General features: G+C 44.4%; 15 protein-coding genes. 11 read left to right on the forward strand and 4 right to left on the reverse strand.

Annotated features, from left to right (window positions below):
* Positions 1 to 132: 132 nt before the first annotated feature.
* On the reverse strand, positions 133 to 1,332 hold the full coding sequence (gene coaBC, locus R2S67_RS16990; protein WP_317345886.1) for a bifunctional phosphopantothenoylcysteine decarboxylase/phosphopantothenate--cysteine ligase CoaBC: 1,200 nt from the start codon (positions 1,330 to 1,332) through the stop codon (positions 133 to 135).
* Between the two features lie 193 nt (positions 1,333 to 1,525).
* Between coaBC and R2S67_RS16995 the strand changes: the two genes are divergently transcribed.
* The 8 genes from R2S67_RS16995 to R2S67_RS17030 all read left to right on the forward strand — a co-directional run bounded on the left by R2S67_RS16995 (position 1,526) and on the right by R2S67_RS17030 (position 7,870).
* On the forward strand, positions 1,526 to 3,199 hold the full coding sequence (locus tag R2S67_RS16995; protein WP_317345888.1) for a methyl-accepting chemotaxis protein: 1,674 nt from the start codon (positions 1,526 to 1,528) through the stop codon (positions 3,197 to 3,199).
* Positions 3,200 to 3,313: 114 nt separating this feature from the next.
* Positions 3,314 to 3,988, forward strand: a complete 675-nt coding sequence (gene radC, locus R2S67_RS17000) for a RadC family protein (protein ID WP_047009421.1) — start codon at positions 3,314 to 3,316, stop codon at positions 3,986 to 3,988.
* 303 nt (positions 3,989 to 4,291) lie between these two features.
* Entirely contained in the window at positions 4,292 to 4,528 is a 237-nt protein-coding gene (gene rpmB / locus R2S67_RS17005) for a 50S ribosomal protein L28 (RefSeq protein ID WP_005384783.1), read from the forward strand.
* 13 nt (positions 4,529 to 4,541) lie between these two features.
* A complete protein-coding gene (gene rpmG, locus R2S67_RS17010; RefSeq protein WP_004410866.1) occupies positions 4,542 to 4,712 on the forward strand; it encodes a 50S ribosomal protein L33 in 171 nt (56 codons plus the stop codon).
* 278 nt (positions 4,713 to 4,990) lie between these two features.
* Complete coding sequence (locus tag R2S67_RS17015; protein ID WP_031780495.1) at positions 4,991 to 5,467, forward strand: hypothetical protein; 477 nt, start codon at positions 4,991 to 4,993, stop codon at positions 5,465 to 5,467.
* A 102-nt stretch (positions 5,468 to 5,569) separates the two neighbouring features.
* Positions 5,570 to 6,379: a bifunctional DNA-formamidopyrimidine glycosylase/DNA-(apurinic or apyrimidinic site) lyase gene (mutM, locus tag R2S67_RS17020; protein WP_047009422.1), complete on the forward strand. Its 810-nt coding sequence runs from the start codon at positions 5,570 to 5,572 to the stop codon at positions 6,377 to 6,379.
* Between the two features lie 86 nt (positions 6,380 to 6,465).
* On the forward strand, positions 6,466 to 6,948 hold the full coding sequence (gene coaD, locus R2S67_RS17025; RefSeq protein WP_005395788.1) for a pantetheine-phosphate adenylyltransferase: 483 nt from the start codon (positions 6,466 to 6,468) through the stop codon (positions 6,946 to 6,948).
* Positions 6,935 to 7,870 (forward strand): glycosyl transferase family 90, encoded by a 936-nt coding sequence (locus R2S67_RS17030; protein ID WP_317345895.1) that lies wholly within the window; start codon positions 6,935 to 6,937, stop codon positions 7,868 to 7,870. Before coaD ends, R2S67_RS17030 begins: the two co-directional genes overlap by 14 nt.
* A 31-nt stretch (positions 7,871 to 7,901) precedes the next feature.
* Here the strand turns inward: R2S67_RS17030 and R2S67_RS17035 are convergent, their stop codons facing one another.
* The 3 genes from R2S67_RS17035 to R2S67_RS17045 are packed head-to-tail and all read right to left on the reverse strand — an operon-like array spanning position 7,902 to position 10,545.
* Positions 7,902 to 8,690 (reverse strand): glycosyltransferase family 2 protein, encoded by a 789-nt coding sequence (locus R2S67_RS17035; RefSeq protein ID WP_150916117.1) that lies wholly within the window; start codon positions 8,688 to 8,690, stop codon positions 7,902 to 7,904.
* On the reverse strand, positions 8,687 to 9,454 hold the full coding sequence (locus R2S67_RS17040; RefSeq protein WP_054867810.1) for a glycosyltransferase family 2 protein: 768 nt from the start codon (positions 9,452 to 9,454) through the stop codon (positions 8,687 to 8,689). The genes R2S67_RS17035 and R2S67_RS17040 overlap by 4 nt, the downstream gene beginning before the upstream one ends.
* 35 nt (positions 9,455 to 9,489) lie before the next feature.
* Positions 9,490 to 10,545 carry a glycosyltransferase family 9 protein gene (locus R2S67_RS17045; protein WP_170892263.1) on the reverse strand — a complete coding sequence of 352 codons (1,056 nt, stop codon included), beginning with the start codon at positions 10,543 to 10,545 and terminating at the stop codon, positions 9,490 to 9,492.
* 107 nt (positions 10,546 to 10,652) lie between these two features.
* Here R2S67_RS17045 and R2S67_RS17050 point away from each other — a divergent pair, with 107 nt between their 5' ends.
* The 3 genes from R2S67_RS17050 to R2S67_RS17060 all read left to right on the forward strand — a co-directional run.
* Positions 10,653 to 11,060 carry a diacylglycerol kinase gene (locus tag R2S67_RS17050; protein ID WP_086046446.1) on the forward strand — a complete coding sequence of 136 codons (408 nt, stop codon included), beginning with the start codon at positions 10,653 to 10,655 and terminating at the stop codon, positions 11,058 to 11,060.
* A gap of 11 nt (positions 11,061 to 11,071) precedes the next feature.
* A complete protein-coding gene (locus R2S67_RS17055; RefSeq protein WP_317345896.1) occupies positions 11,072 to 11,782 on the forward strand; it encodes a 3-deoxy-D-manno-octulosonic acid kinase in 711 nt (236 codons plus the stop codon).
* 144 nt (positions 11,783 to 11,926) lie between these two features.
* On the forward strand, positions 11,927 to 12,109 hold a 183-nt coding region (locus tag R2S67_RS17060; protein ID WP_317345898.1), incomplete at its 3' end, for an NAD-dependent epimerase/dehydratase family protein.

The following is a 12,109-nucleotide window of genomic DNA, read 5'->3' on the forward strand; positions in this document are numbered from 1 at the left end:
ATTATAAGACGCTATTTCGCCTCAAACTAGACCACTAAGGGTGGAATGGGAGATTTAACACCCTTAGTTGTCATGTTTGTACCAAATTTATGCCAGCTTTTGTGAAAAGTTGGCAGGGTTTTCAAACGTTAGTTACATCAAGTGATGCATTTTTTCGAGAATTTTAAAGCTCAATGCTTCTTTTGATTCTAAAGCGAGCGCAAGTTCACCCTCAGGCCAGTACAGGGTAATCGCGTTGTCGTTGCTGTTAAATCCTTGCCCTGCAACCGAAACGTCATTCGCACAGATCATATCGAGGTTTTTCTTTGTCAACTTGCCTCGAGCGTAGGTCTCTACATCATTAGTTTCAGCCGCAAAACCGACGGTAAACGGACGCATCTCCGTCATTTCTGCTACAGAAGCAACAATATCAGGATTTTTGACCATATTAATGACCATTTCGTCATTGTCTTCAGTCTTTTTCAACTTTTGAGACGCGATCGTTTGTGGGCGGTAGTCCGCAACGGCAGCGCAGCTAATAAACGCATCATGTTTGTTTGCGTGTGTCATAACGGCTTCGTGCATCTCTTGTGCACTGGAAACATTAATGCGCTCAACACCTACAGGCGTATTTAAACTGACAGGACCGCTCACGAGGGTGACTTTTGCTCCCATCTGCGCTGCGGCACTCGCCAATGCATAGCCCATTTTCCCGGAGCTATGATTCGTAATGTAACGCACTGGGTCAATCGCTTCGCGAGTTGGACCTGCGGTGATGAGTATCGACTTACCTTCTAGCAATTTTGGCTGAAAGAACTGTTCACATAGATGCACTAGCTGCATTGGTTCCAGCATTCGACCTGGGCCCACATCGCCACAGGCTTGCTCTCCTGCAGCGGGGCCCCAGATGTGCATACCGCGACGCGCTAACGTTGAGATGTTCTCTTGGGTTGCGATATTGCGATACATCTGTTGATTCATCGCAGGAGAAACAGCAACAGGGGAATCCGTCGCGAGCACGAGCGTGGTAAGCAAATCGTTCCCCATACCTGCAGACATGCGCGCGATTAAGTCCGCGGTCGCTGGCGCTAGTAGTACTAAATCTGCCCATTTGGCCAATTCAATATGGCCCATAGAGGCTTCCGCTGCTGGGTCTAATAAACTGTCTGAGACAGGACGGCCCGAAACGGCTTGCATGGTTAAAGGGGTAATGAACTCTTTTGCTGCTTTCGTCATTACCACTTGAACTTGCGCTCCTCTCTCTATGAGGCGACGGGTTAGCTCCGCACATTTATACGCGGCAATACCGCCACTGATGCCGAGTAGAATTTTCTTTCCTGCTAGTGTTTGCATGTGAGATCTCCAATTTGATGACCGGATTTTAACACAATTCAAAGTCTGACCGCCCGAGCATATATAACGAGAAGATAATTCACATCAAACTCCAGAGTATTAATCTGACCGAGGAAGGGAAAATTCTCGCCTACCTCACAGACAAGTTGCGCGGAGTTTGCAAGTCTGAAAAGAAAAAGAGGTACTGGAAACCATGGTGTTGAAAAGTCGAAACAAATTGCTGCTGATAACCCTAATTCCGTTGTTGTTGATCACTACGTTGATCTCAGTGGTGTATTACATCAACAGCAGTAAAAGTTTGGAAGCGGAGCTGGCAAGAGACAGGCAAGAGCTCATCGAAACGAAAAAGAAAGAGTTACAAGCCTACATGATGATGGGTGTGACGGCGATAAAACCGTTATACGACACGGATGTAAATGGAAGTAATAAAGAGGCAGCAAAAGAAATTCTGAAAGCCATGCGCTTTGAAAGCGATGGTTACTTTTTTGCCTACGACTCTCAAGGTGTGAATACGTTACATGCCATCAAACCTTCTTTAGAGGGTAAAAACCTTTACGACTTAAAAGATGAAAATGGGGTCGCAGTTATCGCGGGCTTGATTGATGCTTCTCAAAAAGGGGATGGGTTCCTCTATTTCTCGTGGCACAAACCGACCATTGACGCACAAGCGCCTAAGCTAGGCTATGCAGAATATTTATCGAAATGGGACTGGGTTTTAGGCACTGGTGTTTATATTGATGACATCGACCAGCAAGTTGCGATGCACAGAGAGTTAAAGACTCAAGAGCTAAAAGAGCATACGTTATCTGCCGTGTTGATTTCCGTTGTTGGGTTGATCATTACCAGTGTTCTCACCAGTATCGTGGTGTCGAAAGGCATTCAGCCATTACAACATGTCGCGGCGTCATTGAAAGATGTAGCCGCAGGCGGCGGTGACTTAACGGCTCGTTTAAAAGTCGAAAGTCAGGATGAAGTCGGTGAAGTGGCGGCCGCGTTTAATGAGTTTATGGATAAGCTGCACCCACTGATGCAGGATATCCACCGCTCTGCGACGACAGTACAGACCGTTTCTCAAAGCCTGAACACTCAGACCAGCCAAGCGAGCGGTCAAATGCAGGATCACTGTTTAGAGACGGATAAAGTCGTGACGGCAGTGACACAAATGAGCATGACAGCCAAAGAAGTAGCCAGCAATACCAATGCGACCGCGCAGGCGATTGAGGATGCCAACAGTCAAGTTACCGAAGCTCAGCGTGAAGTGGAACAAGCAATAGAAGGTATTACCGAGCTAGTAATGGAGATAGACAGTACGTCAGATGCAATCTCTGAGTTGAGTTTACAAACCGAGAAAATAACCAAAGTACTGGATGTGATTGGTGAGATAGCCGAGCAAACGAATTTGTTGGCCCTAAATGCGGCGATTGAAGCGGCTAGAGCCGGTGAGCAAGGTCGAGGGTTTGCCGTCGTTGCGGATGAAGTTCGCTCGTTAGCCAGTCGTACACAAAATAGTACTCATGAAATTGGTGACATGCTTAAGCAGCTACAAAATGGTGTATCAAGAGCGGTCAGTACTATGTCGGTGAGCCAAAAACGAGGTGTAAAAACGGCGGAAGAATCGGCGCTCATTCAGCAATCTCTTTCTGGTGTTCATAATTCTATCGGTACGATTCGAGATATGGGTATTCAAACCGCGTCTGCCGCCGAAGAGCAAAGTGCGGTTGCAGAAGACATCAACCAAAACTTAGTGGCTATTCAACAGATCGTGAACAACATTAATGAGACGTTGCAGCATGCCGAGTCAATCAGCACGCAGCTATCACAGTCTGGAACGGAAATTCACGGCTTGGTTGGCAACTTTAAACTCTGATGAACTGTTAAGTTGCATGGAAAGCACTGATGGTACGAAGAAAGCGAAAGTCATACTCGACTTTCGCTTTTTGTTTTGTGGAATAGGGGCACTTTCCATATAAAGAGACATCAGATGATACTGAAAGCTATGCCAACTGAGTCCATGCCCAGGGAGAAGCTGCTGCAACGAGGACCGCAAGCATTAACTGATGCTGAGCTACTGGCTATTTTCTTGCGCACGGGCACCCACGGAATGAACGTAATTGAACTTGCAGACTTCCTTATTCAAGACTTTGGTTCGCTAAGACAACTATTTTCAGCATCAGAGCAAGAGTTTTGTCGTCATAAAGGGTTGGGACAAGCCAAGTATGTTCAGTTGCAAGCGGTACTAGAAATGACACAACGCTATTTGGCGGAGACGCTAAAGCGTGGTGATGCCTTAACCAGCCCCGACCAAACTAAGTTATATCTGTCTTCTATTTTAAGGGATCGGCAAAGAGAGGCTTTTTATATTCTTTTTCTCGATAACCAGCACCGAGTGATAAAAGATGAAATTTTATTTGAAGGAACGTTGGATGCCGCGTCGGTGTATCCGAGAGAAGTCGTCAAACGTGCTCTGCATCATAACGCGGCGGCTTTGATTCTAGCGCACAATCATCCTTCAGGCGTCGCTGAGCCGAGCCAAGCTGACAGAAGGATTACAAGGCGTCTCACCGACGCATTAGCATTGGTGGATATTCGTATTTTGGACCATTTCGTCATCGGAGATGGGGAAAGTGTCTCTTTTGCTGAAAGAGGCTGGATATAACTGTGCGTTTTTTAGGTTGTTAGTTGCTAAAAATCTGCTATCATCCACGCCACTAAATTTTTAACTGAATTCAGCTTGGACTGCTAAAAAAAATCTGCTGTCTAAAAAAAGATCACGAAAACCTGTAAAAAGGATCTGTTCGGGTCTTGAGCAATGCATATCAAGTTAGTATAATGCGCGACCTTTGATAGCCTTGTATGGATTTTCCATAGCGGTTCTTAACCTCTAACTTCTTTTCGAGAGATAGAGAGGTTCGGCCACCAAGGTTGATATCGAGCTGAAACGATTTTGGAGAAGACATTCATGTCACGAGTATGCCAAGTAACTGGTAAGCGTCCAGTAACGGGTAACAACCGTTCACACGCACGAAATGCTACTAAGCGTCGTTTTCTGCCGAACCTACAAACTCATCGTTTCTGGGTAGAGAGCGAAAAACGTTTTGTTAAACTACGTCTATCTGCTAAAGGTATGCGCATCATCGACAAGAAAGGTATTGATACTGTTCTTGCAGACATGCGTGCACGTGGCGAAAACGTTTAAGAGGAAATAAGCAATGGCAAAGAAAGGCGTTCGTGAGAAAATCCGTCTAGTATCTTCTGCAGGTACAGGCCACTTCTACACAACTGATAAGAACAAGCGTAACATGCCAGGCAAATTTGAGATCAAAAAGTTTGATCCAGTAGTTCGCCAGCACGTTATGTACAAAGAAGCAAAAATCAAATAATTGGTTTCAGTCTCTTTGATGAATTGAAAAACCCAACTTTCGAGTTGGGTTTTTTATTACTTAAAGAAAAGTGCTGAAGAAAAGTGTTTAGTACGTTATCGGATAATAAAGCACTGCTGAAGTCATTTTATCGGTCCGACGCTACACTAGAATTTTTGATTTATCGCTCTCTGCTGCTGCCTAGTCACCACTTCTCTACATACTTGCACACCATTGTTCTAGTCAAGCTCAATACTCTTTGGTAGTTTACTCATAACTATAAGAGAGTAGAGATGGTTATGCGTGTGAGTCCGGCTCGTCGCCGCCGATGGAACAATATTCTTATTCTGGGCATTATCGCGTTTATAGTGATCTTAAATGCGCCGATGTGGATCAAAACTTACCTATTAACAGACCAAGCAGACCCTTACCCAAATGTACTTCGCTCCGACTATACGGTTGAGTCTTTGTACTATAGTGGCTGGGAGTTCGAACTGCATGATGGACGATGGCAATCTAACATCAAAGTCGATGCACCGATCAGTGAACTTGTATCACGCTGGCAGTCATTGGAAGGTACCGAGCTTACCTCGGAACAGTTCGATCATTTAAAACCTAACCTGACGGCACCTGAAACGGTAGAAGTCTGGTATCAAGATCTCGAAGAGCCGCAGCGGGTGACTTTCTTTCGTTTACCTGAGTTTTGGCTATTTAAAACCTGGCAAGACAAATGGGTAGCTATCTCCGTCGATGAAAACTACCTTATGCCAGAGTAGAGCCTTTTTGCGCCTATACCCCTAACAAGCTTCCCTATTTATCGTTTTTCTTTTCGATTATGCTAGCAGCGAGAACTATTAGCCGGTGAATTGGAGAATCTAATGCCTGAGTTGCCAGAAGTTGAAGTCAGTCGTATGGGGATTAGCCCCCACATGGTTGGACAAACGATCCAGTCGTTTACTTTTCGAACGCCTAAATTGCGCTGGGATATTCCTATAGAGCTTAAAAAATTGGAAGGGCAGGTGATCCGTGCGATTAGCCGTCGCGCAAAATACTTACTGATCGAGACAAACACAGGTACAGCCATTGTTCACTTGGGCATGTCGGGGTCTTTACGTGTCCTAGATGCCGACTTTCCGCCAGCAAAGCACGATCATGTGGATCTCAAACTAAGCAGTGGAAAAATACTGCGTTATAACGATCCGCGTCGTTTTGGGGCATGGCTGTGGTGTGCTCCTGGCGAGTCACATGCTGTACTAGCAAACATGGGGCCTGAGCCTTTAACTGAAGAGTTCAATGCGGAATATGTAGCGGAGAAAGCTAAAAATAAGCGTGTCGCCGTCAAGCAGTTCATCATGGACAACAAAGTCGTGGTTGGTGTCGGGAACATCTACGCGAATGAGTCGTTGTTTAAATCTCGAATTCACCCTTCAAGGCCTGCAGGTAAGCTGACTTCTCAAGAGTGGGGGTTACTTGTTGAAAATATCAAAATGACACTTGAGATTGCCATTACGCAAGGTGGGACTACGCTGAAAGATTTTGCGCAAGCCGATGGAAAGCCGGGTTACTTTGCACAAGAGTTACTAGTTTACGGAAAAGCCGGAGAGCCATGCCCAGAATGCGGCGAACGACTTCAAGAGCTAAAAATTGGCCAACGTAATACCTTCTTCTGTAATGATTGTCAGAAGTAAGACGAACTAATATAGAGCTTAAGTTGTTGTAATCTTGCGCTTGAGCCTCAATAATTCAATCAGTTTCGAATAACTTAGTAAATTATATGAAAGTCATTTATCCGGGCACTTTTGATCCAGTGACTAATGGTCACCTCAATCTAATAGAACGTACTCACGAAATGTTTGATGAGGTTGTGATTGGCGTAGCCGCAAGCCCATCGAAGAACACCATGTTTTCATTGGAAGAGCGCGTTGCACTGATGCAGGACGTTGTAGCACATTTACCGGGGGTGACGGTAAAGGGGTTCTCTGGGTTATTAGTGGATTTCGCGAGAGATGAGCAAGCTAAGGTTCTTATTCGTGGTTTGCGAACAACGGTAGACTTTGAATACGAGTTTGGACTGACCAACATGTACCGAAAGCTATTACCAGGTATCGAAAGTGTATTTTTGACACCTGAAGAAGAGTTTGCATTTCTATCGTCGACTATCGTGAGAGAAGTGGCCATTCATGGCGGAAGTATCGATCAGTTCGTTCCCAAGCCAGTAGCCATCGCGATTGGGGAAAAACTGAATGAAAGACAGTAAATTCCCTTATTATTTCTCAAACGCTCTCTCGATACTTATCCCTCGTTTTGTATATCGAGCACAAGCAAAGCGTTTACTTTCGAATTTAACTGAAGCCGAGAAGCAACTCTGCCTTGAGCGGGTGAACTATTACAACAAGTGTGAAACGCCGTTTTCAGTCGATAGCCGAGAACAAAGTTACGCGACTGTCGATACATTTAAAAAAACGAAAGGTTGGACGTATTTTTTCGATCTTAGCCAAGTTGTACGCTATTTCCCTTCCAGTTTTGCGTTTAACTACATCAACGGTGATGTTACACACATTCCCAATGTACCGAGCTTTATAAAAAGCCGCCCTATTTTTGGTAACAACCAAAATTCAGTGGTATTGAAACTCAACCAAGTTCGTCATTTTAAATTTGTTGATGATCCTATTCGCTATCAAGATAAAAAGGACATGGTCGCTTGGCGTGGTGTGGGTTTTCAGCCTCATCGTCAAAAGGTGATTCATGCGTTCTACAACCATCCGCAATGCAACATTGGCCAGACCCGCCCGGTAGAAGGGCAGCCTTGGGAAAAAGGCTTTATGAGCATTGAGGAGCAACTTCAATACAAGTTCTTGTTGTGTATAGAAGGCAATGATGTGGCCACCAACCTTAAGTGGGCTATGTCGTCTAACTCCTTGGTTATTATGTCAAAGCCAAAATATGAGACTTGGTTTATGGAAGGTAAGTTAGAGGCTGGTGTCCACTATGTTGAAGTGAAGGATGACTATTCGGATTTGCCCGAAAAGATGGACTATTATCTAGCGAATGAGCAAGAAGCATTAGCGATCATTGAAAATGCGCACCAGTGGGTTGAGCAGTTCAAAGATAAACCTAAAGAGCGTTTGATCTCATTGATGGTTGCCGATAAGTACTTCGCTTTATCTCAGCAACAATAAAAAAGGGGCGTTTCGCCCCTTTTTTATAATCTTAAGCTTCTAGAAATTGTTCAACACCATTCTCACAGCGTTTAAGCTTGTTTTTAATGGTGTTCTCTAAAATCTCGTCATTTTGTCCGAGTGACGCACGAGAGTTTTCTACGTGGTACAAGTGGTAGCCTACACCTGCGAATTTTAGGTAAAGACGTGACTTACCCGCATTCAACATGCGATGAACAAACTCGCTGTCTTCGCGTCCCCATCCAACAAAATCTTGGTTGAAGCCATTCACCTCGATGACATCTTGTCGCCAAAACGCCATGTTGCAACCGCGAGTGGCTTTATCGTTATTGCGCTCGTAAGAGAACCATTTCGATAGCAAAGCGTTGGTGATGCAGTTTTTACGATTGCGAATGCCTTTGCTGAAGATAGAAGGTACTAAGCCGTTTTCCATGATGGCCTTGCTGCAGTTTTCATCCGTTAACACACGTCCACCCTGTACAAACCAATTTGGCTTTGCGACTTGCTTATGTGATTCAATAAACGTTTGAGACAATACCATGTCGCCATCAATCATGATGAGGTAGTCACCTGATGCTTTTGCGATAGCACGGTTGCGGCTCATCGAAAGTTGAAAGCCATTATCTTCGTGCCAGCTATGGATAAGTGGCACGGGAAAGCCGTCACGAAGTTGGTCGATCATTGCTTTGGTATCGTCTCGAGAACCGTCATCTGCAACAATGACTTCATCAGGCAAAACGGTTTGACGTTTCACGCTTTCTAACACCGCTTTTAATGCTTCTTTCCAGTTGTAAGTGGTGATAATTAAAGTCGTTTTCATGATTTTTTTGCCTGTTCACGTAAGTAGAGATCGATATATTTTACAAAAGTAGAGTGCATGCTTAGCCAAGCTAGAATGAAACCATGTTTGCCATCAAGGAAGCCTCGTTTGAGAACATACATCTTCAAAAAGCTAGCAAGAGCGTGAACAATTGCAGTGGTTAAGCCGGATTTCTTTTTACCTTCACGTTCATCCGTCCAGGCCTTGAGGTAGCCAGTGGTTTTATTGATGTAATGATGAAGGTGCTCGTAAGTGTAGTGATGCAGTCGACCATCCAGTTTTTCAGTTTGATAGTTTTTCTCATCAACTTTTTCATGAACGAGCGAATCATTATATTGCGTATATTCGGTGCGATATAAGCGCACAATCCAGTCTGGAGACCAACCAGAATGGTAGATGAACTTACCAAACGCTGAGCTTAGTCGGTTAAGCTTGTATAAAACGTTCGGCTTATTGGCTGATACCGCGTGTAAGATACTTTCTTTTAGCTCTGGAGTGACTTGTTCGTCTGCATCAAGCCATAAAACGTAGTCTGCCGTAACGTATTGCTGCGCAAGTTGGCGCTGTTTACCGAATCCTGGCCAATCTAGGTTGGTGTAAAACTTATCTGTGTATTGTCGGGCGATTTCTTCGGTACGATCAGTGCTGCCCGAATCTAGAAGGACAATCTCATCGACCCAATCTTTTACTGTGTCTAGACAAGCTTGTAAGTGCTTCTCTTCATTTTTTACAATTAAGGCAACGGCTAAGGTTGGTTTGGACAAGGTCATTTCCTTCTTAACAAATCAAGACAGTAAGTTTACTGGTATTGAGGATACAAATCTTCTAAGACTTGATCGAACATGCTCATTACTTGAGTGTTAGTAATGCGGTTCATTGCCGTTTCATCTTTAGCGCGAGTTCGCCAGCTTAACTCGTGACTGTTTTTGCCTGTTTCCGCAAAGATCGTTTCTTCATAAACCGAGACAACGTATTTTAGGTAGCGGTAAGGTCCCACTCGCAGCGGATTATGGTGTGCATAGAGCCCGATGATTGGCGTTTTCATGGCATTTGCCATGTGTGCTGGTCCGGTATCGGGGGCGATGACCATTTCAACCTTATCTATTAACGCAAGCATTTGCAGAATTGAGCTTTGTCCAACTAAATTTAGACACGGTTCTTCCAAGCGAGATTGAATGGCTTCAGCCAAATCCAGTTCAACTTGAGCTGGGCTACCTGCCAGAATCACGTTCCAGCCTTTAGCTCTGGCGTGATGAATCACATCCACATAACCTTCCGCGTTCCAGTTTTTATAAGCTTTGCTCGCACCAGGCACAATCAGCAGGTTAGGTTTATTACGAGAAATATGAGACTCTGCCCAAGCTTGGTCGTGATCTGAATAAGAAAGTACCCAGTCCAGTTCTGCCTTTGGTACTCCAATTTGATGGGCAAAGGCCATTAAGCCATCTGCGACATGCAGAGATTGCGGGGAAGGCACTTTGACATTGGTAAATAGCGTCTGAAAATCTTGGCTTCTATCAGAAGAGAAACCAAGTTTGTATTTTGCTTTAATGCCCAACGTCGCGACACTCGCTCGAATCGCGTACTGCATATGCAATAGCGCATCAAACTCTCTGCCTTTCAGCTGTCGCCAAAGCGATTTGTAGCCATCGAGTCCTGCTTTTTTATCAAAAACAATCACTTCTACGCCATCAATGGCGGCTAATAACTGGGCTTCAAGTTTACCCGTTATCCAAGTAATCTGGGTCGAAGGCCAGTGTTTCTGAATAGCTTGAACGGTGGCGATGGTATTGCAAACGTCTCCAATAGCGGACAAACGCAAGATGCATAATGACGATGGGGCAGAAGTGAACATAATTATTGTCTGATTCGATGAATAGAAGCAGGTAAATTATGCAGACATCCCCAATAAATGTAAAATACACGGCTCGAATATAGCTAAGTACTGATAAGTGTTCTGCAATGTCAAAGATAACACCGCATCAATCGCAAGAATCTGGCAAGCCGGGTAATACCGGGCTAAAGCGCATCGTTAAAGCGACGGGTTATTCGATCCAAGGATTAAAAGCGGCTTTTAAGCATGAAGCCGCCATTCGACAAGAGTTGGCTCTGTTGAGTTTCGCTGTGATTTTGGCTTGGCTAGTGGATGTCGGCATGGTTGAGCGTATCTTAATGATCGGGGTCGTGGTGTTAGTCTTGATTGTAGAGCTTGTGAATTCAGCTATTGAGGCTGTGGTTGATCGTATCGGTATTGAGCGGCATGAACTCAGTGGTCGAGCTAAAGACATAGGCTCTGCTGCCGTTATGGTTGCATTGGCGTTCGCCGGATTTACTTGGTTGTATATATTAGCCAGCCGATATTTAGGCTAGAGGGTGAGCGTATGACTCAACAGTATAAAAACAACAACCAAGTGATCTGGTTTGATGACGAGATCGTTACAGACCCTAGCCAACCGATATTTGATGCGGAATACTGGCAGTCCTTAGACAAGGTGGTTGGCAGTGCGACGGGGCGAGGCACAACTTGGTTTATCCAACTAGAGAACATGCAAGCAGCACTGCGTCATTACCGTCGTGGCGGTTTGTTTGGGAAGTTGGTTAACGATCATTATTGGTTCTCTGGCTGGGATAACACCCGTTGTGCGCAAGAGTTTCAGCTTTTATTGGCGCTAATCGAGGCTGGAGTGCACGTTCCTCGTCCAATTGCAGCAAGAGCCGTAAAGTCAGGGTTCTTCTATCAAGCTGATTTATTAAGTGAGCGAATCCCGAACGCCAGAGATCTGGTCAGTATCTTGCAAGAACAATCCTTATCGGCAGAAATGTATCAGAAAATAGGGCAAGAAATTGCCAAGATGCATCAGGTTGGCGTTAACCATACCGACTTGAATATCCATAATATCTTGATCGACGACAAAGATAAGGTATGGATTATCGATTTTGATAAGTGTCGTTTTGAAACTTCTGGTGACTGGAAGCATCAAAATCTAAATAGACTTCTGCGTTCATTTAATAAAGAGCGTTTAAAGCGACAGATTATTTGGCAAGAATCCGATTTTGAACACTTTCAGGACGGTTATTCTTCTCAATCTTGATTGAGTTTTTTATCATTTTTTATTGATTAATCTAAGTAAGCCTTCTTGAGTCTAACGATGCTCGAGTGAGTCTATAAACTACAATAATCATAAAGTATTCATGTGTATCTGATGGCACAAAAATTAACGTAGGTAACATTTGTAATGAAAATTTTAGTAACCGGTGGAGCAGGCTTCATTGGGTCAGCTGTTGTCCGACATATCATTCGTGACACCCAAGATACCGTTATCAATTTAGATAAACTGACCTACGCAGGGAATCTAGAATCATTGGTTGGTGTCTCAGAGAGTGAACGTTACCACTTCGAGCAAGTGGATATCTGTGAC

This window comes from Vibrio sp. T13N, assembly GCF_032970445.1.
Taxonomy (GTDB): Bacteria; Pseudomonadota; Gammaproteobacteria; order Enterobacterales; family Vibrionaceae; genus Vibrio; species Vibrio diabolicus.